The organism is Streptomyces sp. NPDC057271 (genome assembly GCF_042668715.1).
Lineage (GTDB): Bacteria > Actinomycetota > Actinomycetes > Streptomycetales > Streptomycetaceae > Streptomyces.
Window position 1 is genome coordinate 98,679 of record NZ_JBHUYJ010000009.1, and the last position, 21,288, is coordinate 119,966.

22 protein-coding genes and 1 pseudogene are annotated in these 21,288 nt (G+C 73.2%); 15 read left to right on the plus strand and 8 right to left on the minus strand.

Annotated elements, in window-relative coordinates; translation table 11 throughout:
• The first annotated feature begins 32 nt into the window (after positions 1 to 32).
• The 7 genes from ACFUJR_RS07050 to ACFUJR_RS07080 all read left to right on the plus strand — a co-directional run bounded on the left by ACFUJR_RS07050 (position 33) and on the right by ACFUJR_RS07080 (position 8,539).
• Positions 33 to 1,205 carry a sensor histidine kinase gene (locus ACFUJR_RS07050; protein ID WP_383166535.1) on the plus strand — a complete coding sequence of 391 codons (1,173 nt, stop codon included), beginning with the start codon at positions 33 to 35 and terminating at the stop codon, positions 1,203 to 1,205.
• The gene (locus ACFUJR_RS07055; protein WP_383166538.1) at positions 1,180 to 1,842 is read left to right on the plus strand and encodes a response regulator; all 663 of its coding nucleotides are present in this window, start codon (positions 1,180 to 1,182) and stop codon (positions 1,840 to 1,842) included. Before ACFUJR_RS07050 ends, ACFUJR_RS07055 begins: the two co-directional genes overlap by 26 nt.
• A gap of 362 nt (positions 1,843 to 2,204) precedes the next feature.
• Positions 2,205 to 4,385: a phage holin family protein gene (locus ACFUJR_RS07060; protein WP_383166541.1), complete on the plus strand. Its 2,181-nt coding sequence runs from the start codon at positions 2,205 to 2,207 to the stop codon at positions 4,383 to 4,385.
• Positions 4,386 to 4,450: 65 nt separating this feature from the next.
• Positions 4,451 to 5,884: an amino acid permease gene (locus tag ACFUJR_RS07065; protein WP_383166544.1), complete on the plus strand. Its 1,434-nt coding sequence runs from the start codon at positions 4,451 to 4,453 to the stop codon at positions 5,882 to 5,884.
• Positions 5,885 to 5,950: 66 nt separating this feature from the next.
• Positions 5,951 to 6,307: a hypothetical protein gene (locus tag ACFUJR_RS07070; protein ID WP_383166547.1), complete on the plus strand. Its 357-nt coding sequence runs from the start codon at positions 5,951 to 5,953 to the stop codon at positions 6,305 to 6,307.
• 51 nt (positions 6,308 to 6,358) lie between these two features.
• Positions 6,359 to 6,505, plus strand: coding sequence for a hypothetical protein (locus tag ACFUJR_RS07075; RefSeq protein WP_383166549.1), 147 nt, complete (start codon positions 6,359 to 6,361; stop codon positions 6,503 to 6,505).
• A gap of 219 nt (positions 6,506 to 6,724) precedes the next feature.
• Positions 6,725 to 8,539 carry an alpha/beta hydrolase gene (locus ACFUJR_RS07080; RefSeq protein WP_383166552.1) on the plus strand — a complete coding sequence of 605 codons (1,815 nt, stop codon included), beginning with the start codon at positions 6,725 to 6,727 and terminating at the stop codon, positions 8,537 to 8,539.
• 22 nt (positions 8,540 to 8,561) lie between these two features.
• Here ACFUJR_RS07080 and ACFUJR_RS07085 read toward each other — a convergent pair whose 3' ends face one another.
• Positions 8,562 to 9,776, minus strand: a complete 1,215-nt coding sequence (locus ACFUJR_RS07085; RefSeq protein WP_383166555.1) for a low temperature requirement protein A — start codon at positions 9,774 to 9,776, stop codon at positions 8,562 to 8,564.
• Positions 9,777 to 9,899: 123 nt separating this feature from the next.
• A complete protein-coding gene (locus ACFUJR_RS07090; protein ID WP_383166558.1) occupies positions 9,900 to 10,574 on the minus strand; it encodes a beta-glucanase in 675 nt (224 codons plus the stop codon).
• A 218-nt stretch (positions 10,575 to 10,792) separates the two neighbouring features.
• On the opposite strand from ACFUJR_RS07090, the gene ACFUJR_RS07095 reads away from it, so the two are divergent.
• Together ACFUJR_RS07095 and ACFUJR_RS07100 are read left to right on the plus strand one after the other, a co-directional pair.
• Positions 10,793 to 11,098 (plus strand): peptidase inhibitor family I36 protein, encoded by a 306-nt coding sequence (locus tag ACFUJR_RS07095; protein WP_383450260.1) that lies wholly within the window; start codon positions 10,793 to 10,795, stop codon positions 11,096 to 11,098.
• Between the two features lie 281 nt (positions 11,099 to 11,379).
• Entirely contained in the window at positions 11,380 to 11,796 is a 417-nt protein-coding gene (locus ACFUJR_RS07100; RefSeq protein WP_383166564.1) for a hypothetical protein, read from the plus strand.
• Here ACFUJR_RS07100 and ACFUJR_RS07105 read toward each other — a convergent pair.
• Entirely contained in the window at positions 11,786 to 12,613 is an 828-nt protein-coding gene (locus ACFUJR_RS07105) for a helix-turn-helix domain-containing protein (RefSeq protein ID WP_383166567.1), read from the minus strand. The genes ACFUJR_RS07100 and ACFUJR_RS07105 overlap by 11 nt on opposite strands.
• Positions 12,614 to 12,704: 91 nt before the next feature.
• On the opposite strand from ACFUJR_RS07105, the gene ACFUJR_RS07110 reads away from it, so the two are divergent.
• Both ACFUJR_RS07110 and ACFUJR_RS07115 read left to right on the plus strand, forming a co-directional pair.
• Positions 12,705 to 13,010 (plus strand): 4a-hydroxytetrahydrobiopterin dehydratase, encoded by a 306-nt coding sequence (locus ACFUJR_RS07110; RefSeq protein ID WP_383166570.1) that lies wholly within the window; start codon positions 12,705 to 12,707, stop codon positions 13,008 to 13,010.
• Positions 13,011 to 13,046: 36 nt separating this feature from the next.
• Positions 13,047 to 13,790: a class I SAM-dependent methyltransferase gene (locus ACFUJR_RS07115; protein WP_383166678.1), complete on the plus strand. Its 744-nt coding sequence runs from the start codon at positions 13,047 to 13,049 to the stop codon at positions 13,788 to 13,790.
• A gap of 79 nt (positions 13,791 to 13,869) precedes the next feature.
• Here ACFUJR_RS07115 and ACFUJR_RS07120 read toward each other — a convergent pair whose 3' ends face one another.
• Positions 13,870 to 14,349, minus strand: coding sequence for a hypothetical protein (locus ACFUJR_RS07120; protein ID WP_383166573.1), 480 nt, complete (start codon positions 14,347 to 14,349; stop codon positions 13,870 to 13,872).
• A gap of 39 nt (positions 14,350 to 14,388) precedes the next feature.
• On the opposite strand from ACFUJR_RS07120, the gene ACFUJR_RS07125 reads away from it, so the two are divergent.
• The gene (locus tag ACFUJR_RS07125; RefSeq protein WP_383166576.1) at positions 14,389 to 15,420 is read left to right on the plus strand and encodes a helix-turn-helix transcriptional regulator; all 1,032 of its coding nucleotides are present in this window, start codon (positions 14,389 to 14,391) and stop codon (positions 15,418 to 15,420) included.
• Here ACFUJR_RS07125 and ACFUJR_RS07130 read toward each other — a convergent pair.
• Positions 15,374 to 16,210 carry an NmrA family NAD(P)-binding protein gene (locus ACFUJR_RS07130; RefSeq protein WP_383166579.1) on the minus strand — a complete coding sequence of 279 codons (837 nt, stop codon included), beginning with the start codon at positions 16,208 to 16,210 and terminating at the stop codon, positions 15,374 to 15,376. The two genes, ACFUJR_RS07125 and ACFUJR_RS07130, sit on opposite strands and share 47 nt — an antisense overlap.
• Positions 16,211 to 16,377: 167 nt before the next feature.
• Between ACFUJR_RS07130 and ACFUJR_RS07135 the strand changes: the two genes are divergently transcribed.
• Complete coding sequence (locus ACFUJR_RS07135; protein WP_383166582.1) at positions 16,378 to 17,310, plus strand: cupin domain-containing protein; 933 nt, start codon at positions 16,378 to 16,380, stop codon at positions 17,308 to 17,310.
• Positions 17,311 to 17,371: 61 nt separating this feature from the next.
• Positions 17,372 to 18,235 carry a class I SAM-dependent methyltransferase gene (locus tag ACFUJR_RS07140; RefSeq protein ID WP_383166585.1) on the plus strand — a complete coding sequence of 288 codons (864 nt, stop codon included), beginning with the start codon at positions 17,372 to 17,374 and terminating at the stop codon, positions 18,233 to 18,235.
• A 15-nt stretch (positions 18,236 to 18,250) separates the two neighbouring features.
• On the opposite strand, the gene ACFUJR_RS07145 is transcribed toward ACFUJR_RS07140, so the two are convergent.
• On the minus strand, positions 18,251 to 18,715 hold the full coding sequence (locus tag ACFUJR_RS07145) for an RICIN domain-containing protein (protein WP_383166589.1): 465 nt from the start codon (positions 18,713 to 18,715) through the stop codon (positions 18,251 to 18,253).
• Positions 18,712 to 19,746, minus strand: a complete 1,035-nt coding sequence (locus ACFUJR_RS07150; RefSeq protein ID WP_383450262.1) for a GlxA family transcriptional regulator — start codon at positions 19,744 to 19,746, stop codon at positions 18,712 to 18,714. Before ACFUJR_RS07150 ends, ACFUJR_RS07145 begins: the two co-directional genes overlap by 4 nt.
• 104 nt (positions 19,747 to 19,850) lie before the next feature.
• Between ACFUJR_RS07150 and ACFUJR_RS07155 the strand changes: the two genes are divergently transcribed.
• On the plus strand, positions 19,851 to 20,807 hold the full coding sequence (locus ACFUJR_RS07155; RefSeq protein WP_383166595.1) for an NADP-dependent oxidoreductase: 957 nt from the start codon (positions 19,851 to 19,853) through the stop codon (positions 20,805 to 20,807).
• A gap of 55 nt (positions 20,808 to 20,862) precedes the next feature.
• On the opposite strand, the pseudogene ACFUJR_RS07160 reads toward ACFUJR_RS07155, so the two are convergent.
• A pseudogene (locus ACFUJR_RS07160) lies at positions 20,863 to 21,178 on the minus strand (aldo/keto reductase); the annotation flags it as partial.
• Positions 21,179 to 21,288 lie beyond the last annotated feature (110 nt).

Consider the following 21,288-nt stretch of genomic DNA (forward strand, 5'->3'; position numbering starts at 1 on the left):
CGCGGCACGCCGCGGTCCCTAGGCTGGGAACCGTGCTCCGAGACGACCTGCGAACCCTGTGGACCGAACCCCGGCCGCCCGACGCGCCCGCCCGGGTGCGGCGGGACTGGGGGCTGCTCGCCGCGGGCCTTGCCGGTGTGGCGCTGGAGGCCACCCTGCGCGAGAACGTCGTGTGGCGGCCGGTGGCGGTGGTGCTTGCCGTATGGCTGTGCCTGCTGCCCCTGTGGCGCCGGACCCGCCCGCTGGCGATGGTGACGCTGGCGTTCGGCTCGGTGGTCCTGCTTCCGGTGGCCTCGCTCGTCGCCGCACCGCGCGAGCCCGTCGGCCTGTACACCGGCGCGGTCGTGCTCGTGCTGGTGTACGCGCTGCCCCGGTGGGGATCGGGACGGGAGATCGTGCTGGGCGGCGCGGTGATCGTCGCGGTCGGCGCGCTGTGTGTCGTCACGGACGAGACCCCGGTCGTCGAAAAGGTCGTGGGCTTCGTCTTCCTGCTGCTGCCCGGCGTGGTCGGGGCTGCCGTGCGGTTCCGGGTGACCGCTCGCGAGCGGCAGTTGGAGCAGGTGCGCTCCCGCGAGCGCGAGCAGCTCGCCCGGGAACTGCACGACACGGTGGCCCACCACGTGTCGGCCATGGTGATCATCGCTCAGGCGGGCCGGGTGCTCGCGGGCACCGACCAGTCCGCCGCCGTCGAGGCGTTGGAGGGGGTCGAGGAGGAAGGGGCGCGCACGCTGGAGGAAATGCGCGCCATGGTCGCCACGCTGCGCGACCGCGGGGTCGGCGCCGAGCTGGCGCCCCCTGCCGGAGTCGCGGATCTGGAGCGCCTGGTGCGCACCCCGGGTGGTCGCCTCAGGGTCGACCTGGGGCTCGACGGCGAACTGGACGCGCTGCCCCCGGCCGTGGACGCGGCCGTCTACCGGATCGTGCAGGAGTCGGTGACCAACGCGCTGCGCCATGCGGTCGACGCGACCGAGCTCGTCGTCCGGGTCGCCGCGGAGCGGCACACGGTACGGGTGAGCGTGCGCGACAACGGCCGGCGCACCGGCCGGGGTCGCGACGGATACGGACTTACCGGACTGCGCGAGCGCGCGACCCTGCTCGGCGGCACACTACGAGCCGGCCCGGGTACCGACCGGGGCTGGCATGTCGACGCCGAACTGCCGAGAGCGAGGAGCGAGAGCGGTGTCCATTCGCGTCCTCGTCGCTGACGACCAGACGATCATCCGCACCGGGTTGCGGATCATGCTGAACGCCCAGCCCGGCATCGAGGTGGTCGGCGAGGCCGCCGACGGGCGGGAAGCGGTACGTCTGGCCCGCGAACTACGCCCCGACGTCTGCCTGTTCGACATCCGCATGCCGGTACTCGACGGGCTCGAGGCCACCCGGCTGGTCGCCGGCCCGGGCGTCGCCGACCCGCTGGCCGTGGTCGTCATCACCACGTTCGACCTCGACGAGTACGTCTACGGCTCACTGCGTGCCGGCGCCCGCGGATTCCTCCTCAAGGACACGGGACCGGACCTTCTGGCGCAGGCCGTACGGTCGGCGTCCGACGGTGAGGCGCTCATCGCGCCCGGCGTCACCGTCCGTCTGCTCCAGGCATTCGCGGACCTGCCCGCCGGCCGGCCCGTGACCCAGCCGGTCTCCCCCGTCACCGCCCGCGAGGAGCAGGTGCTCCTCGCCGTCGCTCGCGGGCTGACCAACACCGAGATCGCCGACGCACTGCACATCAGCCTCAGCACGGTGAAGACGCATCTGGCCAGCCTGATGGCCAAACTCGGCGCCCGTAACCGGGTCGAGATCGCGATGTGGGCCTACGAAACGCGCCGTATCGTCCCCGGAACCTGAGCTGGGTGCCGGGCCATGTCCCATGAGTCCCCGCCCGGACCTCAGTGCGCCGGTCGGCTCACGTCGGCACCACGTGCCTCACCCGCCCCAGAGCGTGACGTACCAGGGGGCCGGAACCGGGACGGTGAGACACCCGATACGACAAGACTCCCGACAGCCACCTCGCCGGTCTCCACCTGCACGCCTCGATGATCTGGATCAAGGGCCTCATCAGGACCACCCGATTCTCACGACTCGATACGCGCCCTGGGCAATCCAGCCAGGGCTCGCGACACGCCCTGGGCGCCCCGCTCCGCCCTGGCTGCGCCCCCTGGACGATGTGCCACGCTTGAGGCAGGTGACGGGTGAAAGGTGAACCACGCGTGGGTGACGGGCGATGGCTTACCGCCGGCCGCTGGCGGACCGCGGGAAGCGCCCTGGTGCGGGTGATCGTGGTCTGGGCGGTCTCCACCCTGACCATGCTGGCCCTCGCCGGGCTGCTGCCCGACTTCGAACTCCAGTCGGCCGACGGCGACAGCATCACCCGCACCGCCCTCACCGCCGTGTGGGCCGCCGGCGCCTTCGGCCTCCTCGGCGCGCTGGTGTGGCCCGTCGTCGTCCGTGCGCTGCTGCTCGTACCGGCCCTGGTCCTCGGCCTGTTGGTCTTCTTCCTCAACGGCTCGCTGCTGCTGATCGCGCTCTGGCTGATCCCCGACGGGCGCGGCGCCGCGGAGCCCGAGACCGCCGTCGTGGTCGCCGCCGTCATGTCGGCCGTCGCCTCGGCGACCTCCACCGCGCTCGCCGTGCGGGACGACGACGCGTACCGCCGCCGCCTGTACCGGCTCGCCGACCGCACGCGCCCCCGGGCCGCCACCGGGGGTCCCGAGCCCGTCCCCGGCACGCTCTTCCTTCAACTCGACGGCGTCGGCCACCGGGTGCTCCGCGACGCCGTCGCCGCCGGTCGGATGCCGACCGTCGCCGGCTGGCTCGACACCACCCACCGGCTCACCCCCTGGCGCACCGACTGGTCGAGCCAGACCGGTGCCAGCCAGCTCGGCATCCTGCACGGCTCCAACGAGGACGTGCCCGCCTTCCGCTGGTACGAGAAGGACACCGGCCGGCTGATGGTCTCCAACCGGCCCGCGAGCGCCGTCGAGCTCCAGCGACGGGCCATAGCCCGTACCGGGGACGGCGGGCTGCTCACCGTCGACGGCGCCTCGCGCGGCAACCTGTTCAGCGGCGGCGCCGACCAGCTCGCGCTCGTCCTGTCGATGGCCGCCCGCCGAGGCCGCCGCAACCGCTCCCGGGCCGGCTACTTCGCGTACTTCTCGGACCCCGCCAACGCCGTCCGCACGGCCGGCTCCTTCGTCGCCGAGGCCGTCCGGGAGGCGGCCCAGTCGACGCGGGCGCGGCTGCGCAAGGAGACCCCCAGGGTGTCGCGCGGCGGCGCGTATCCCTTCATCCGGGCCTTCGCCACCGTCGTGGAACGGGACGTGGTCGTGGCCGCGGTGATCGGGGACCTGCTGGCCGGGCGGACCGCCGTCTACGCCGACCTCGTCGCGTACGACGAGGTGGCGCACCACTCGGGCCCGTGCGGCCACGACACCGACCGGGTCCTCACCCGGCTCGACCGCTCGATCGCCCTGATCGCCGAGGTCGCGGAGCACGCACCCCGCCCGTACCGGATCGTGCTCCTCTCCGACCACGGCCAGAGCCCCGGCGCGACCTTCGAGGGGGCGTACGGGCTGACCCTGCGCGATCTCGTACGCGCCGGGTGCGGACTGCCCGTGCCGCGCCGGGTCAGGCGCACCCACCGGGGGCACCCCCAGACGGAGTCCGGGGGAGGCTCCGAGGCCCGGGACGCGGCCCGTGACGCGCTGCGCAGCGCCCTGCACCGGCCGGTCGACGAGGAGGGAGAGCTTGCGGGGGAGCGGATGGGCGAGCACAAGCGGGCCGGGGCCGAACCGATCGTGCTCGCCTCCGGGAACCTGGGGCTGATCTCCTTCCCCGGGGTGCCGCACCGGATGACCCGCGAGGAGATCGACCGCCGCCACCCCGCGCTGCTGCGCACCCTCGCCGACCATCCCGGCGTCGGCTTCCTGCTCGTCGCGAGCGCCGAGCACGGTTCGGTTGTCCTGGGGCGGGACGGGGTGGAGGTGCCGGTCGCCGAACTCGCCGACGACGGGCCGCTCGCGGGCTTCGGGCCGGGTGCGGCGGACGCGGTCCGGCGCACCGACCGCTTCCCGCACGTCGCCGACATCATGGTCAACTCGATGTACGACCCCGCCACGGGCACGGTGCACGCCTTCGAGGAGCAGATCGGCTCGCACGGCGGTCTCGGGGGCGAGCAGGGACACCCCTTCCTGCTCTCGCCCGTGGACCTCTCCGCGCCGGTGCCGGACGGCGGCGAGCTGGTGGGCGCCGAGCAGCTGCACCAGGTGCTGAGACGCTGGCTGTCGGAGTGCGCGGGCCCGCAGGTGCCGCTGGAGATCTCCCCGCCAGACAGCGGTGCGGAAGCGTTTCTTCCGGTCGACAGGCCGGTCGTACCGGAGAAAAAGAGCTGATTTGGTGGTGCGTCTCACCTGCCGGACCATGTCCGGGTTTGCACGACGAGAGGCGCACCACCCCCATGAGCACGGCCCTGTCCGACCGGTCCACGGTCGATCCCTCCGACACCTCCGAGACATCCGGGATCCCGGGGGAACGGAACCGGCACGCCCGGCGGTTCGGACTGCCGATCGCCACCGCCCTGGTCATGGGCAACATCATCGGCGGCGGAATCTTCCTGCTGCCCGCCTCCGTCGCCCCGTACGGAACGATCAGCCTGGTCGCCTTCGGCATCCTCACCCTCGGCGCGATCGCCCTCGCCCTCGTCTTCGGCCGGCTCGCCCACCGCCACCCGCAGACCGGCGGACCGTACGTCTACGCCCGGGCGGCCTTCGGCGACTTCGCCGGCTTCCTCGCCGCCTGGTCGTACTGGATCACCGCCTGGGTCTCCAACGCGGCACTCGCCGTGGCCGCCGTCGGCTACCTCGACGTGCTGATCCCCGTCCACGAGTCGAAGGCCGCCACCATCACCGCCGCGCTCACGCTCCAGTGGCTGCCGGCGCTCGCCAACCTCGCCGGCACCCGCTACGTCGGCGCCGTCCAACTGGTCGCGACCGTACTCAAGTTCGTCCCGCTCCTCCTGGTCGCCGTCGGCGGGCTGTTCTTCTTCGACAGCGCCAACCTCGGGCCCTTCCAGGCGGGTGACGGTGGCGCGCTCGGCGCGGTGTCCGCCTCCGCGGCGATCCTGCTCTTCAGCTACCTCGGCGTGGAGTCGGCGGCCGTCAGCGCCGGCGAGGTCCGCGACCCGCGGCGCAACGTCGGCCGTGCCACCGTCCTCGGCACCCTGGGCGCGGCCGCGATCTACCTCCTCGGCACGGTCGCCGTCTTCGGCACGGTCGCCCACGACCGGCTGGTGGACTCCTCCGCACCGTTCTCGGACGCCGTGAACGCCATGTTCGGCGGCTCGTGGGGCGGCACCGCCATCGCCTGCATGGCCCTCGTCTCCATGCTCGGCGCGCTCAACGGCTGGACGCTGCTCAGTGCCCAGACCCCGTACGCGGCGGCGCGCGACGGGCTCTTCCCCAAGGCCTTCGCGCGAAAGAGGCGCGGCGTTCCCACGGCGGGCGTGATCGTGACCGTCGTCCTCGCCTCGCTCCTGACGGTCTACAACTACACGGTCGGCACCGAGGGCGTCTTCGAGATCCTGGTCCTCGTCACCACCTTCACCGCCACCGTCCCGTACCTCCTCTCCACCGCCGCACAGATCTACTTCCTGCTCTCCGGCCGCTCCGAGCGCGTCGACCGCGGCCGTCTGGTCCGTGACGGGGCGCTGGCCGCGGCCGCCTTCGGCTTCTCCATGTGGCTGGTGGCGGGCTCGGGTTACGCGGCGGTCTACCAGGGCGTGCTGTTCCTCTTCGCCGGGGTCCTCGTGTACGCGTGGATGTCGGCCCGCAAGGTGCGGCGGGACGCGTCCGACGGAGCGTCCGAGCGCGTGAATCCGGGCCTGCCCGCGTAGGCCGCCCGGGCGGATCCGCCGCCCTCACCCGCACGCCGGGCCCCCGACGGGGCAGTACGCAAGTCCATGAGCCCCGCGCCCGAGCCCCACACCGAACCCGCCGCCCCGGCGGGCGTGGTCCGGCGTGCCGTGCTCGTCCTGGCGCTGGTGCTCGCCGCCCTGTTCGGCGTGGGCGCCGGTGCCGTCTGCCCGGCCGGCATGGAGGCGAGGCCGGCGTCCGCGAGTCAGGCGCCCGACCTCGGCGGGGAGTCGCACGAGGTCGCCGAGGCCGAGGCCACGGCGTCCGGAAGGCTCCGCCCGCGGTACGGCGCCATCCGCGTCCGCGACGCGCGCCCGGCCCCGGCCGGCTTCCGGGGCGCCACCCCCGTACCCGTAGCCCGCCCGCGTGGCGAGGCCCGGCGGTGCGTGGTGATGCGCTGCTGAGAGGCCCGCACCTCTCCCAGCACCTCACCCCCCACCGCAAGGAGCTTCACCATGCCCGTCGACCCCTTCGCCGTGCTGCGCGCCCTGCTGCGCGCCGAGGCCGCCCGCAACGCACGCGTCGCGCCCGGAGACCCGGAACGCGCAGCGGCCCGCGAACCCGAACCCGCGCCCGCCCGGGACGAGCGTCCCGCCGGCTAGGCCCGGTCGTCGAAGTGGCGCCGGTAGGGCCCGCGGCGTCCGGTGCCGTGCATCGCAAGGCGGAGGGGCGCCCGACTACTGGACGTACTCGGGCGCTCCGACAACGCGGCGAGGTGCGGTGCCGGGCGTCGCGGGCCAGGCGAGACTTCGACGACAGGGCCTAGCGGAGCGCCGGCGGACCGCATTGCGGAACGCTGTCCGGTGAGCGAGGCTGAGCCGATGACCTCGACCGACCGGCACACGCCTCCCGATCGGTCCGCCGGCCCCGTCGGCCGCCGCGCCTCACTCCATCCCGAGGCGCTCGAGGCGCTCGGCACACGGCTCGTCGCCGTCGCCCGACACCCGTACTGGGACCGCCCCGACCCCTCGTACCTGATCCGCCGCTGGCCCGATCTCACCGCGCTCGGCGTCGCCACGCTCTTCTTCTGGGCCTCCCTCACACCCTCGCTCGTCCCGCGTCCCTGGTATCTCCAGGGCGTCGTCGGCGGCATCACCGCGGCCATCGGCTACGCGCTGGGCTCCTGTGCCGCCTGGCTGTTCCGGGTGCTCGTGCGCCGACGCCCCCGCGAGCGGACGCGGACCAGGTGCTGGCAGGCGTACTGGGTGACCGCCGTGGTCCTCTCGGTGTGGCTCATCTCCGAGAGCGCCCGGATGCAGCGTCAGCTGCGGGTCCTGCAAGGCCTGCCGCCCGCGCTCACCTGGCACACCCCGATGATCGCGCTCATCGCGCTCACGCTGCTGCTCGCGCTCCTCCTCGTCGCCCGCACCGTCCGGCTCGGCACCGCCAGGCTGATCCGCCGGCTCGGCCGGCTCCTGCCCAGGCCCGTCGCCTTCGCCGTCGGGGCGCTGCTCTCCACCCTCGCCGTCCTCGTCGGCGTCCGGGACGTGGTCTTCGACCGGGGGGTCGTGGACGTCGCCGACCGGATCGCGGAGGCGACCAACGGCGGTACGAAGGACGGCGTCCACCGCCCGGCCTCGCGGTACGTCTCCGGCGGTCCGGGCTCCCTCATCCCCTGGCAGGACCTCGGCTACCAGGAGCGCAACTTCACCGGCTCCGTCCCCACCCGCACCCGCATCACCGCCGTGAGCGGACGACGCGCCGCCGCCGACCCCGTCCGCGTCTACATACCCTCCGCGCTGCCGGCCGCCTTCGAGGACCAACGCCCCTTCGTCGCCCAGGCCAGGCTCGCGGTCCGCGAACTGGAACGCACCGGCGCCTTCGACCGCCGGGTGCTCGCCGTCGCCGGCACCACCGGCACCGGCTGGGTCAACCCCAACGTGGCCGAGCCGCTGGAGTTCATGTACGGCGGAGACACCGCGATCGTCGCCGTCCAGTACTCGTACCTGCCCAGCTGGGTCTCCTTCCTCGTCGACAAGGAGAAGGCCGGTCAGGCCACCCGCGCACTCGTCCGGGCCGTGCGCGCCCGCATCGACGCGCTCCCCGCCGAGCGGCGGCCCAAGCTCCTGGTGACCGGCGAGAGCCTCGGCGCGTACGCGATCGAGGCGTCCTTCGACGGCCCGGACGACCTGCTCGCCCGGACCGACGGGGCCCTGCTGCTCGGGACCCCGAACTTCTCCCCGATCTCGCAGGAGATCCGCCGCGACCGCGATCCCGGCAGCCCGGTGTGGCGCCCGCAGTACGAGGGCGGGGCGCGGGTGCGCTTCGCGCAGTTCCCGGCGGCCGACCTCGGCCGGCCCCCGGCCCGCTGGCAGTGGCCCCGCGCGGTCTATCTGCAGAACGCCTCGGACCCGGTCGTCTGGTGGTCGCCCGACCTCCTCCTGGACCGCCCCCAGTGGCTCGCGGACCCGCTCGGCCCGGACATCACCCCCGAGATCGACTGGTTCCCCTTCGTCGCCTTCTGGCAGACCTCGGTCGACATGGCCGTCTCGTACGGCGTGCAGGCACCGCACGGCCACCGCTACGGCGCGGGGGCCGTGGACGGCTGGGCGGCGGTGGCCCCGCCGGAGGGCTGGACGGCCGCCGACACGGCCAGGTTGCGCGGCTACATCCAGCACCGGGACGCAGCGTACTGAGGGGGACGAGGCTGCCTGGACCTCAGGACCCCGAGGCCGCTCCGAGGGCCTTCTCCGGGGCCGTGGCCCCGCCGTGCAGGAAGACGAGCGTCGTCAGGCCGACGGCGAGGAGCACCAGCGCCGCCATGGCCGGGACCAGACCGACGAGCGCGCCCGACGCCAGCGCGCACACCCCTCCCACGGCGAGGACCGTCGGCCGGCGGCCCGAGGTGCGCAGCACGATCGCTGCGCCACCGAGCAGGAAGACGCCGACACCGCCCGTCAGCGACCAGGCCACGACGCCGTGCAGCGGCTCGGAGAGGCCGTAGTGGCCGGTGTCGGCGACCTGGTGCAGGACCTTCTTCATCCCGAGCGCGCAGAGCACCACACCCGCGACCAGCGGAAGGTGAAGGAAGGTGTACACGTCCCGGGCGAACCGGGTCCGCTCGTCGCCCTCGAGCCCGGCCAGCCGGTGCTCCGCCCCCTCCGCGAGCCGCCGGAAGTACAGCGCCCAGAGCGCGGCCGAGAGCAGCAGCCCCGCCGCCGCGGCGCCCAGGACCGCGACCGTGACCGGGAAGCCTGACACCCCCACGCCCATCGCCACGATCGACTCGCCGAGCGCGATGATGACGATCAGCCCGTGCCGCTCGGCGAAGTGCTCGGGGGAGTTGACCCGCCAGCCCGAGGCTCCCGTGACGTAGATCCCGCCGTAGTCGATGACCACCGCGCCCAGCCACAGCAGGAGTTGGACGTTCCCGGAGTACGCGGAGCCGATCAGCAGCAGCACCATCGGAGGAGCCACGGACAGCAGCGCCGTGCGGCGCAGCGTGGCCCGCAGGGCGGCGTCACCGGGGCTGGAGATCCAGTACGAGACGAGATGGAGCGTGCGCACGGCCCCGTAACAGAGCACGAAGAGGAGCGGAGCCGAGAGCCCGCCGGGCGCGTCCGCGAACACCTCGGGCACCACGAGCGACACGATGAAGACGACGGCCATCACGACCACGAGCACCGCGAACAGCGCACCGGAGTCGGCCCGCACGACGTTGCCCAGCCACGCGAAGCAGCACCAGCACCACCACAGCAGCGCGAGCACGATCATCGCGCCGGCCACGCGGACCACCGAAGGATCGGCCGCCATCAGGGCGGTGACCTGGGTGATCGCGTACACGAACACCAGGTCGAAGAAGAGCTCGGCCGGCGTCACCCGGTGTCCGTCCCCGGCCGCCACCATCCCCGCCCGGTCCCTGCGCCACGCCATGTGCGTCTCCCGCCGTCCCGATGGCGGCCCCCGCCACCACGGCGCGAACAATACCCATACACCGCAAGGGAGTTGCGGTCGGGCGGTCCGGTGCCGGCGGGGCGATCCGGCGGCCGTCCCGGCTCACCCGCCAGGCCGGTACACCCGCAGGTCCCGTACCTCGAACGACATCTCGTCGGTCCCCGCGTCCGGTGCCGGGTGGTAACGGCCCGCGCAGACCGACAGGTTGACGATCAGGCAGGCGTGCCAGGAGTGGCCCACCCCGCGACGGTCGTCAAACACCCGCACGTCGTCCAGCCACCACACCACCGAGCGCGCTCCGAACTCGGTCCGCAGCCGGACCCAGCCGCCGGGGCGCACCGAGGGGGAGCGGTGATAGCGGTGGGCGCCGCGCACGCGGTTCGACAGTTCGAGCAGGTCGGGGTTGTCCGGGTGGTACTCGAAGACGTCGATCTCCTGCCCGCCGTCGCGCCAAGTCCAGATCGCCGGCCAGGCCCCGGTCTCCTCGGGAAGCCGCACCCGCGCCTCCAGCACGTCCCCCGCGCGCACCTCGAACCCCTGGGGGCTGCCCTCCGTGGTCAGCAGTCCGCTGTCCCACAGCCCGTCGGCGCGGCGGGTCGCGCGGAAGACCCCGGAACGGCTGTAGGCGGGATCCTCCACCAGATGGTCGAGTTTGTTGTCCCCCGGGTTGACCGGCCCGCCGTCGGGATACGCCCACGAGCGGCCGGCGACCCACTGCTCCGGAGAGCCGAAGTCCGCGATGAAGACCGGCTCGGAGGCCGGAAGCGAGGATGACATGGGTTGCTCCCCGGGTAGCGCGTGTCGTGCCGACGACGTTCTGCCCCCGGGGCCCGCCGTCATGCGGGTTTCACCACTCCGTGTCGACAACTCGCCACGATGCCGCCGTGCGGAGAGACGGACGCGGCCAATTTTCTGCACGTGGGCTCCCTGGAAAGGTCGATCACGCAGAGCCCCTGGCCGGCACCGCTCTCGTCAACGCGATGCCCGCCGCGGCGGTGGGAGGGTGTGACGCCGGCCAGCTGTGCCTCTACCGCAGCACGCAGTTCCGAACCATCGGGCTCGAGACGACGAGGACGAACGCGTGCTGGAAGCTCTTGGACTACGGGCTGACCGACCCGTGGAACGGCATCAGCTCGTACGTCAACAACCAGCGGGTCAGCGCCACCCTCTACAGATACGACCAGGAATGGTGGATCACCGGACACATCTGGGACGGCACCTTCTCCAGTGACTCGACCTCCAACTGGTCGTTCCGCAAATCGCACTACGTGTGCACCGGTAACGCGACGCCCTGGAGCTGAGCGGCCTGCCCCGCACGCGGCTCGCGCCCCTACGGGACAAGGCTCGGACCGCGTACTGCGTGGCTCGCCGGGGCATCGGACCTCGGGTCCTCCGGTGAGGTCCGTCCCGGTGAGGCCCGTCCCGGTGAGGCCCCTCCCGGGAAGGTCCCCATTACCTCGGACGTCATCGACCCGCGCCGGGTGCGGCGGCATGGTGGTGCCCATCGGAACTCGGCCGGCGCACTCCGGCCGAGTTCCGACCCACCAGCAGCGGTTACGTCCCCCAAGGAGGGTGATCCGCCATGTCCCAGGCCCTGCTCGCCGGTCTCTCCCGCACCACCCGGCCCCTGTCCATGCTGCGCCGGTTCCTCGCCCTCGACGCCCTCGTCACCGGTGCCAACGGGCTCGCCTACCTCGGCGTCTCCGGGCCGCTCGGCGAGTTGTTCGGCGTCGACCCCGGGCTGCTCCTCGCCCTCGGCGCGCTGCTCACCGCGTACGCCGCCGCCGTCGCCTGGGTCGGCGGCCGGGCGCGCCCGCCCGTCCTCGGCGTCAGGCTCGTCGTCGACGTCAACGTCCTCTGGACCGTGCTCAGCGTCGTCGCGCTCGTCGCCTGGCTGGAGCCCACCACGGCGGGTGCCGTGTGGACCCTGGCGCAGGCCCTGACCGTCGCGGGGTTCGCCGTCCTCCAGTGGTCGGCCCTGCGCGCCACTACCCCGTGAGCGACCGCAGGTAGTCGACCGTCGCCGGGTCGGCCGGGAGCAGCGTCTCGATGGCCAGCTCGGCGACGGTGACGTCCGTCGGGGTGTTGAACGTGGAGATCGAGGAGACGAACGACAGCACCCGTCCGTCGTGCTCGATCCGCAGTGGGAGCGCGAAGTACGGATACGGCTCCGGGTCCTCCCGGTCCTCCCGGTCCTCCCGGTCCTCGGGGTCCCGGGCACGCTCCGGCAGCGGGTACGCCGCCACCTCCTCGTACAGCTTCCTCAGCGCGGGCGAGCGGGACAGGGCGATCTGACGTTCCATCTGGGCCAGCAGATGGCCCCGCCACTCCCGCAGGTTCCGGATCCGCGGCGCCAGCCCCTCGGGGTGGAGCGTGATCCGCATCGCGTTCAGCGGCGGCGTCAGCAGGTGCTCCGCCACGCCGGAGAGCAGCACGCCGATGCCCTCGTTCGCCGCCACCACCGTGTACGCACCGTCCACCACGAGCGCCGGATACGGGTCGTACCCGCGCAGCAGCTGCTCGATGCCCGCCCGCAGCGTCTCCAGCTGCGGGTCGTCGAGCGTCGACTCGGTGTACTTCGGGGCGTACCCCGCCGCGAGCAGCAGCGCGTTCCGCTCCCGTACGGGCACCTCCAGTCGCTCGGCGAGGCGGAGGACCATCTCCTCGCTCGGCCGGGCCCTGCCCGTCTCGATGAACGAGATGTGCCGGGCCGAGGAATCGGCCAGCAGCGCCAGCGCCAACTGGCTCAACCGCCGCTGCTCGCGCCAGCCGCGCAGCAGCGGCCCTACTCCCTTGTCGGTCACGACTGTTGTCATGACCCGACGCTATCCCAGGTGTCGGCCGGGGTATCGATCCCCCGGGACCGTATCGTCACCGTGAGCAACCCCGACCGGAGGGAGTACGGACATGCCCACAGAGCCGCTGTCGCAGAAGGAGATCGAGGACCGCCTGCGAGAGCTCCCCGGCTGGTCTCTGACGGACGACCGGATCACCCGCACCTACCGCCTCGGCGACCACTTCGCCGCCACCGCGATGGTCGTCCACGTGGCGCAGATCCAGCAGGAGCTCAACCACCACTCCGATCTGACCCTCGGATACAACACGGTCGCGATCTCCGTGAACACCCACTCCGCCGGACCCGCGGTCACGGACAAGGACTTCGAACTGGCCGCCCGGGTCGACGCCGTCGCCCCCGGTCACGGCGCCGGCTGATCCCCACGGACTACGCTCTCCCCCATGGGGGAGACGGTGCTGGACTACGACGCCGAGGCGGAGCGCTACGACGAGACGCGCGGCGGTGTCCCGCGGGCGCGGGCCGCCGCCGAGGCGGTACTGAGACTGGTGCCGCCCGGCGCCCGCACCCTGCTCGACCTGGCCTGCGGCACCGGGCTCGTCACCGAGCGGCTCACCCGCCCGGACCTGCGCGTCTACGGCGCCGACGCCGCATCCGGCATGGCGCGCAGGGCCGTTCGGCGCGTCCCGGGCGGGATCGTCCTCGCCGACGCCCGCCGGCTGCCGCTCCCGGACGCCTCCGTGGACGCGGTCAGCGCCGTCTGGCTGCTGCACCTGGTCCCCTTCACGGCCGCGATCGTCGCCGAGGCGGCCCGGGTACTGCGCCCCGGCGGCGTTTTGATCGTCACGGTCGACAAGGACGCCGCCCACGACGTCGGCAGCGACATCGACGCCGTCCTCGCGTCCCACCGTTCGTACGAGGCGAGCACCGACCGGGCCGACCTCGTCGCGGCCCACGCGGCCGCGCACGGCCTCGAACCGGCCGGCGACACCCGTTTCACCGGCCACGGCCAGGGCAGTACCCCGCGCGGCACCGTGGAGAAGCTGCGCCGGGGCTACTTCGCCTCGTGGTTCTGCGGCTCCCCGCAGACGGCGGCCGCGCTCGCCGCCGAACTCGGCGCACTGCCGGACCAGGACCGCCCCCGTGACGATCCCGCGTTCCGGCTCGTGTCCTACCGCCGGCCCCTCAGGCGCGGCTGAACTCCATTACCGAAGTCCGCGAGGCGACGGTTGCGGACGCTCCAGCTGCCGTCGACGCGGTCGGCGCCCTCGACGCCGCTCATGCGCGGTCTCCCGTCGTGCCGGCGGGGAGGGAGTCGAGCACGTAGCCGTCGAGGTCGGGCGTGTCCGGCGCCAGCATGTGCCGTACCCAGGCGTCCCGTTCGTGCAGGATCGGCGGGAGCTCCCAGACACAGCCGATCCAGGGCTTCGACGTCGTCACGAAGTGCGTGGGGTCGCTGTCCGGGCAGCCGAGCACCGGCTGCCCGGCGGCCGCGCCGCCGAAGTGGAGGACGTTGTCCCACACCCAGCTGTACGCGTTCAGGTAGGCGCCGGTGTCGCCTCCCCTGTGCAGGACGACGAAGGTCGCGGGCGGTGTCCCGTCGGCCTCGGGGAGCAGGCCGGGCAGCAGGGCGTAGGCCGCCTTCTCGACCTCCGGCTCGATCCCGGCCGGGTCGAGGGTGACGTGATAGCGCTTGATACGACGGCCGCCCACTTCGAGGGGCGGCGGAACGAGGAGCAACTTCTCTGCGAAAGCCATGGCTGGACTGTAGGAGGACTTCACTGACACCTTGTGTCAGTGAAGTCCAGCCGTCTGATCTCCGTCCTTCTGCTGCTCCAGACTCGGGGCCGGATGACCGCCGCCCAGCTCGCCGAGGAACTGGAGGTGTCCGTACGGACCGTCTACCGCGACATCGAGTCGCTGCACGCGGCCGGAGTCCCGCTCTACGGCGACGCGGGCCACTCCGGCGGCTACCGGCTGCTCGCCGGGCACCGCTCGCGGCTGACCGACCTGTACACCGGCGAGGCCGAGGCGCTCTTCCTCGCCGGGATCCCCGGGGCCGCCGCCGAACTCGGCCTCGGCGCCCACTTCGTCGACGCCCAGCTCAAGCTGCGCGCCTCCCTGCCCGTGCCGCTGCGCGACCATGTCGACCGGCTGCGGGCACGCTTCCACATCGACGCCCCCGGGTGGTACGCGGAGGACACCGGCGCGCCCTTCCTGCCCCAGGTCGCCGAGGCCGTACGGGCCGGCCGGGTCCTCGCCGTCCGCTACCGCCGGTGGAAGGAGCCCACCGACGTCGACCGTCGCCTCGAACCGTACGGACTCGTCCTCAAGGCCGGCCGCTGGTATCTGGTCGCGGGCCCCGGACCCCGCACCTACCGGGTGGACCAGATCCTCGACATCGACGTCACCGACGAGGAGTCCGAGATCCCGGACGGCTTCGACCTGGCCGCCCACTGGCGGGCGTCCCAGGCCGGGTTCCACGCCCGGCTCCACGGCGGCGACGCGCTCGTCCGGCTCTCCCCGGACGGGGTGCAGCGCCTCACGGGCGCGGCCGCCCGCGCCCTCGCCGCGAACGGGACCCCCGAGCCGGACGGCTGGACGCGCGCCACGCTCCCGGTCGAGTCCCTCGCCCACGCCCACGACACCTTCCTGGCTCTCGGCGCGGACATCGAGGTCCTGGAGCCCGCCGAACTCCGTGCCCGCATCACCGAGACCGTCGTCCGCCTCGCCGCCCGCTACGGAAGCGCCACCCCGCCGACGGCCGTGTCCCGGCCGGCCCTCACGCCCCCGCCGGCCTGCCCCACGCCTCCGCCGCGAAGGCCGTGAAGTCACGCGGCTCGCGGCCGAGGACCCGCTTCACGCCGTCCGTGACCGACGCGTTGTGGCCGTCGAGCAGCATGGCGAAGAGAGCCGCGATCCACTGCGCGTCCTCGGCGGGCAGCCCGAACGTCCCCAGCAGCGCGGCGTATTCGCCCTCGCTCATCGGGATGTACGCGACCTCACGGCCGGACGCCCGGGAGACCTCCGCCGACACCTCCGCGAAGGTCAGCGCCCGGGGGCCGGTCACCTCGTGCACCAGGCCCGCGTGAGCGTCCCGCGTCAGGGTCTCGACGATCACCTCCGCCAGGTCGCCCGCGTCGATGAACGGCTCCGCCGTGTCGCCCGCGGGGAACGCGATCACGCCCTCCGCGACGCCCTCCGCCATCGCGCCCTCGGTGAAGTTCTGCGCGAAGAACGAGGCCCGTACGACGGTCAGTCCGGCCCCCGAGGCGCGCAGCGCCTCCTCGGCCCGGACCGCGTCCGGCTCGCCGCGCCCGGAGAGCAGCGTCAGCCGCCGCACACCGTTGGCCACGGCCAGCTCACCGAAGGTCTTCATGGCCTCGACCGCGCCGGGTGCGGCGAGGTCCGGGTAGTAGTTCACGTACGCGGAGTCCGCGCCCCGCAGCGCCTCGGGCCAGGTGGTCACGTCCTCCCAGTCGAAGCGGGTCGTACCGGAGCGGGAGCCCGCCCGGACGGTCGCGCCGCGGGCCGAGAGCAGCTCCGCCACCCGCCGGCCCGTCTTGCCCGTCGCGCTCGTCACCAGAATCGTCCGTGTGCGGTTCGTGTTCGTCGTCATGGCTCCAGATTCGCGGGATCCGGCGCCGTTCCCCATGCTCCACAGGCTCACTCCCATACGCGTCCGTCCACGTCTGCCCTCCGTCCACGTCTGCCCTCCGTCCACGTCCGCCCTCCGTCCACGTCCGCCCTCCGTCCACGTCTGCCCTCCGTCTACGCTTGCGCTCCATGGACGCTCTCGCCGGACTCCTCGACGGACCGCGGGCCAAAGGGGCCTTCCTCCTTCGGATGATCATGGAACCGCCGTGGTCGGTACGGATCGAGGACCGCGCGCCGCTCTGTCTGATGTGCGTCACCGAAGGCGAGGCCTGGATCGTCCCGGACCGGGGCGAGCCCGTGCTGCTGCGGCCCGGCGACGTCGCCGTGGCCCGCGGCCCGGAGCCGTACACCGTCGCCGACGCCCCCGGCGCCCCGCCCCGCGCGACCATCGGCCCCGGCGGCCTCTGCACCACCCTGAGCGGGGAGCCGCTCTCGGAGTCGATGCACCTGGGCGTGCGGACCTGGGGCAACGCCCTCGACGGCGCCACCACGGTGCTCGTCGGCACCTACCAGATGGAGGGCGAGGTCAGCCGCCGCCTCCTCGACGCGCTGCCGCCGCTGCTCCATCTCCCCGCGGACGCCTGGAACTGCCCCCTGATGCCGTTCCTCGACGAGGAGATCTCCCGCGACGAACCCGGACAGAGCGTCGTCCTCGACCGTGTCCTCGACCTGCTCCTGATCGCCGTCGTCCGGACCTGGTTCTCCCGTCCCGGCGGGCAGGCCCCGGCCTGGTACCGCGCCATGGCCGACCCCGTCGTCGGGCGCGCCCTGCGCCTCCTCCAGGACGACCCGGCCCACCCCTGGACCGTCGCCTCCCTCGCGGCCAAGGCCGGCGCGTCGCGCGCCGGGCTCGCCCGCCGGTTCGCCGAGCTCGTCGGCGAACCGCCCATGGCGTACCTGACCGGCTGGCGACTCGCGCGCGCCGCCGACCTGCTGCGGCAGACGGACGCGACGGTCGAGTCCGTCGCCCGCCAGGTCGGCTACAGCAGCGCGTTCGCCCTGAGCGCCGCGTTCAAGCGGGTGCGGGGGGTCAGCCCGCAGGAATACCGCCGACGGGAGTGATCTCCTTGCCGGAACGGCAACAATTCTCGCGTTCTCCGGGCATCGGCCGCACGCTGGCCCCATGACTCACGACCACCACCACACCCACCTCGACTGGGCCGCGATGGCACCGCTCCTGGAGCGCCAGGCCGAAATCCACAGCCCCCTCTACACCCGGGCCGCCACCTGGCTCGGCGAACTCGTGCCGGTCGTCGGCGTCCGCCGGGTCCTCGACGTCGGCAGCGGTCCCGGCGTCGTGTCCTCCCTGCTCGCCGAGGTGTTCCCGGCAGCCGAGGTCGTCGCCGTGGACGCGGCCCCGGAGCTCCTGGAGCGGGCCCGTGACCGCGCCGAGGCCCGTGGCCTGGCCGGCCGGGTCACCACGCTCCGCGCCGAACTGCCCGCGGACTTCGGCTCCCTGGGCGAAGCCGACCTGATCTGGGCGGGCAACTCCACGCACCACATCGGCGACCAGCGGGCCGCTCTCGCCTCCTTCGCCGGCGCGTTGCGGCCCGGCGGCCTGATCGCCCTCGTCGAGGGCGGGCTCTACGCCCGCCATCTGCCCGCGAACATCGGCTTCGGCCGGCCCGGCCTGGAGACCAGGATCGAGGCGGCGCACGCCGACTGGTTCGCCGAGATGCGGACCGACCTGCCCGACAGCAAGGACGAGCCGGACGACTGGCGCGAGCTCCTGGCCTCCGCCGGACTCACGCCCAGCGGTACCCGCTCGTTCCTCACCGACGTCCCCGCGCCCGTGCCGCCTTTCGTGCGCGAACAGGTCGTCGCCCACTACACGCGTCTGCGGGACCCGCTCGCGGAGCGGATCGACGCCGAGGACCGCGCGACCCTCGACCGGCTGCTCGACCCGGCGGACCCGCTCTCCCTGCACCGCCGCACGGACCTCTTCCATCTCTCCGCCTCGACCGTCCACACCGCCCGCAAGGGCTGAGCGGCCCGCCGAGGGTCAGGACACCGGCTCCAACCGCCACCACTGGGAAGGGGAGTCGGTGTCCTCCCACTGCCGCACGTTCCCCCCGTCGTCCATCGAGCCGTCCTCCACCTCCAGCAGGAGCCCGCTGATGAAGCTCACCAGCGCGACCGTGCCAGGCGACTGAAGGTCCTGCTCGATGATCCACTCCTGCGCACCGAAGTTGTTCGCCTTCCACTGCTGGATGTTGGCGCCGTTCTCCGTCGAGGCGTTCGCCACGTCGAGCCGCTTGCCGCTGGCCGCGCTCACCAGGTGGTAGAGGCCTCCGCCGTTCGGTACGGCGACGATGTGCCAGTGCTGTCCGGGCGTTCCGTTCTCCTTGCCCTGCTGCACGTTGGCGCCGCTGCGGTTCGATCCCTCGAACACCTCCAGAAGCAGCCCGCTGGCCACGTTCCGCACCCGGTAGATCCCCTCGTCGACCGGCGTGGGCGAACCGCTCACTGTGCGAACTCCTTTTCCCTGGTGGTGAGATGAAAGGCGCGCCGGTAGGCGGCCGGGGAGATCCCGACCATGGCGCGCATGTGCTGACGCAGCGAGTTTCCGCTGCCGAACCCCGTCCGGTCCGCGATGTGATCGATCGTCAGATCGCTGGTCTCCAGCAACTGCTTTGCCAGCTCGACCCGTTGGGCGGTGAGCCACTGCCCGGGTGTCGTTCCCGCCTCGGCCCGGAAGCGGCGTGTGAACGTCCGTACGCTCATCCGGGCGTGCCCCGCGAGCTCGGTCAGCGTCAGCGGCCGGTCCAGCCGTTCGAGCGCCCACGCGCGGGTCGGCGCCGTGGTGGCGGTGGTCGGCTCGGGGACCGGACGCTCGATGTACTGCGCCTGGCCGCCGTCCCGGTGCGGCGGGACGACCATGCGGCGGGCCACGTCGTTGGCGACCGCCGTGCCGTGGTCGCGGCGCACCATGTGCAGGCACAGGTCGATCCCGGCGGCGACCCCCGCCGACGTCAGGACGTCCCCGTCGTCCACGAAGAGCACGTCCTCGTCGAGCCGTACATCGGGGAAGAGCGAACGGAAGTGGGCGGCCTCCCACCAATGGGTGGTGGCCCGGCGGCCGTCGAGCAGTCCGGCCGCCGCCAGCGCGTACGCGCCCGTGCAGATCGACACCACCCGGGTGCCTGGCCGGATCAGCCCCAGCGCCCCCCGCATCTCGTCGGACAGGCGGCCCTCGTCGGCGAGCGTCCGCAGCTCGTGCGTGGGTGGTACGACGACGGTGTCGGCCGCCGCCAGCTCCTCGGGCCCGTGCTCGGCGACGATCGAGAATCCGTCGGAGGTCCGGACCGGGGCGCCGTCGAGCGTGCACACACGGACGTCGTAGAGAGGCCTGCCGTCCCTGGCGTACGCGCCGCCGAGAATCCGGGAGGGGATGCCCAGCTCGAACGGGATCACCCCGTCCAGCGCGAGCACGGCGACCCGGTGGCGCGGCGGCGACTCGCGCGGTGGGTTCTCTGCTGCTGACGCGAACGTGGGCATGGCCAGATTCTGTCACATCATGGCGTTCTGGCCAGTGCCGGTGGACGGGAGCCTCGCCGAGGCTGGGAGCCGACCAGGAACACCGGCACCAGGAGCGCCTCCCGATGAACGACACCGCCACCGCAGCACCCGCCACCATGCGCGCCGTCACCGCGACCGCATGGGGCGGACCCGAGGTCCTCGCCGAGGGCCGGATCGCCCGTCCCGAGCCGGGCCCGACCGAGATCCTCGTCCGGGTCCACGCGGCGGGTCTCAACCCCGTCGACTGGAAGTCCCGCGCCACCGGAGGCTTCGGCATGTGGGGCGAGACCCCGGTCCTCGGCTACGACGTCTCCGGCGTCGTCGAGGCGGTCGGGCTCGGCGTGACGCTCTACGAGCCCGGCGACGAGGTCTTCGGCATGCCCCGCTTCCCGGAGCAGGCGGGCGGCTACGCCGAGTACGTCACCGCTCCCGCCCGCCACTTCGCCCGCAAGCCCGCCGCCCTCACCCATGTCGAGGCGGCCGCGCTGCCCCTCGCCGGGCTCACCGCCTGGCAGGCGCTCGTCGGGACCGCCGCTCTGCGCGACGGACAGCGGGTCCTGGTCCACGCGGCGGCCGGCGGCGTCGGCCACCTCGCCGTACAGATCGCCAAGGCCCACGGCGCCTACGTCATCGGCACGGCGAGCGCCGCCAAGCACGACTTCCTGCGCGGTCTCGGCGTCGACGAGCCGATCGACTACACCACGACCGACTTCGCCGAAGCCGTACGGGACGTGGACGTGGTCCTCGACGCCATCGGGGGCGACTACGGCACGCGCTCGCTGCCCGTGCTGCGCGACGGCGGCACGCTGGTGACGCTGCCGTCGCCCGACGCCGTACCGACGGCCCCCGGGCGCGGTATCCGCACCGGGTTCACCCTCGTCGAGCCGGACTACGCGGGGCTGCTCGCCCTCGCCGAGCTGGTGGAGACGGGACGGCTGCGGCCCGAGGTCGAGACCGTCCTGCCGCTGGCCGACGCGGCCAGGGCGCACGAGCTGGGCGAGTCGGGCCGGACGCGCGGCAAGATCGTCCTGACCGTCTGAGCCACACGCCCGCGGGGGTGCCGGACATCCGGCGCCCCCGCAGGCCCGGCTCCGGTCAGGCTCCGGCGTTGAACTCGCCCGGGTGCGGACCCAGGCGCCGGTCCTCGTCGAGGACGGCGATCGCCGCCATGTCCTCGTCGTCCAGTTCAAAGCCGAAGACGTCGATGTTCTCCCGGATACGGGACGGGGTCACCGACTTCGGGATGACCACGTTCCCCGTCTGCAAGTGCCAGCGCAGCACCACCTGGGCCGGCGTACGGCCGTGCTTCTGTGCGACGGCGACGATCGCCGGGACCTCCAGCAGACCCCGGCCCTGCCCCAGCGGCGACCAGGCCTCGGTCGCGATGCCGTAGCGGCCATGGGGCTCGCGCGAGGACCACCTCCGCCAACGCTAGTTGAACTCCACCTGGCTGACCCCGGGAAAAACAGAAGTCTCCCCCATCAGCCGCTCCCCGTGCCCCCGCAAGAGACTTGAGGCACC

What these genes read in the sequence shown, in the direction of transcription:
- ACFUJR_RS07155 (WP_383166595.1), top strand. Translation starts at nt 19,851, where the DNA reads ATGAACGACACCGCCACCGCAGCACCCGCCACCATGCGCGCCGTCACC.
- ACFUJR_RS07100 (WP_383166564.1), top strand. Translation starts at nt 11,380, where the DNA reads ATGTCCCAGGCCCTGCTCGCCGGTCTCTCCCGCACCACCCGGCCCCTG.
- ACFUJR_RS07090 (WP_383166558.1), bottom strand. Translation starts at nt 10,574, where the DNA reads ATGTCATCCTCGCTTCCGGCCTCCGAGCCGGTCTTCATCGCGGACTTC.
- ACFUJR_RS07085 (WP_383166555.1), bottom strand. Translation starts at nt 9,776, where the DNA reads ATGGCGTGGCGCAGGGACCGGGCGGGGATGGTGGCGGCCGGGGACGGA.
- ACFUJR_RS07150 (WP_383450262.1), bottom strand. Translation starts at nt 19,746, where the DNA reads ATGCCCACGTTCGCGTCAGCAGCAGAGAACCCACCGCGCGAGTCGCCG.
- ACFUJR_RS07065 (WP_383166544.1), top strand. Translation starts at nt 4,451, where the DNA reads ATGAGCACGGCCCTGTCCGACCGGTCCACGGTCGATCCCTCCGACACC.
- ACFUJR_RS07105 (WP_383166567.1), bottom strand. Translation starts at nt 12,613, where the DNA reads ATGACAACAGTCGTGACCGACAAGGGAGTAGGGCCGCTGCTGCGCGGC.
- ACFUJR_RS07140 (WP_383166585.1), top strand. Translation starts at nt 17,372, where the DNA reads ATGACTCACGACCACCACCACACCCACCTCGACTGGGCCGCGATGGCA.
- ACFUJR_RS07070 (WP_383166547.1), top strand. Translation starts at nt 5,951, where the DNA reads ATGAGCCCCGCGCCCGAGCCCCACACCGAACCCGCCGCCCCGGCGGGC.
- ACFUJR_RS07130 (WP_383166579.1), bottom strand. Translation starts at nt 16,210, where the DNA reads ATGACGACGAACACGAACCGCACACGGACGATTCTGGTGACGAGCGCG.
- ACFUJR_RS07080 (WP_383166552.1), top strand. Translation starts at nt 6,725, where the DNA reads ATGACCTCGACCGACCGGCACACGCCTCCCGATCGGTCCGCCGGCCCC.
- ACFUJR_RS07135 (WP_383166582.1), top strand. Translation starts at nt 16,378, where the DNA reads ATGGACGCTCTCGCCGGACTCCTCGACGGACCGCGGGCCAAAGGGGCC.
- ACFUJR_RS07110 (WP_383166570.1), top strand. Translation starts at nt 12,705, where the DNA reads ATGCCCACAGAGCCGCTGTCGCAGAAGGAGATCGAGGACCGCCTGCGA.
- ACFUJR_RS07075 (WP_383166549.1), top strand. Translation starts at nt 6,359, where the DNA reads ATGCCCGTCGACCCCTTCGCCGTGCTGCGCGCCCTGCTGCGCGCCGAG.
- ACFUJR_RS07120 (WP_383166573.1), bottom strand. Translation starts at nt 14,349, where the DNA reads ATGGCTTTCGCAGAGAAGTTGCTCCTCGTTCCGCCGCCCCTCGAAGTG.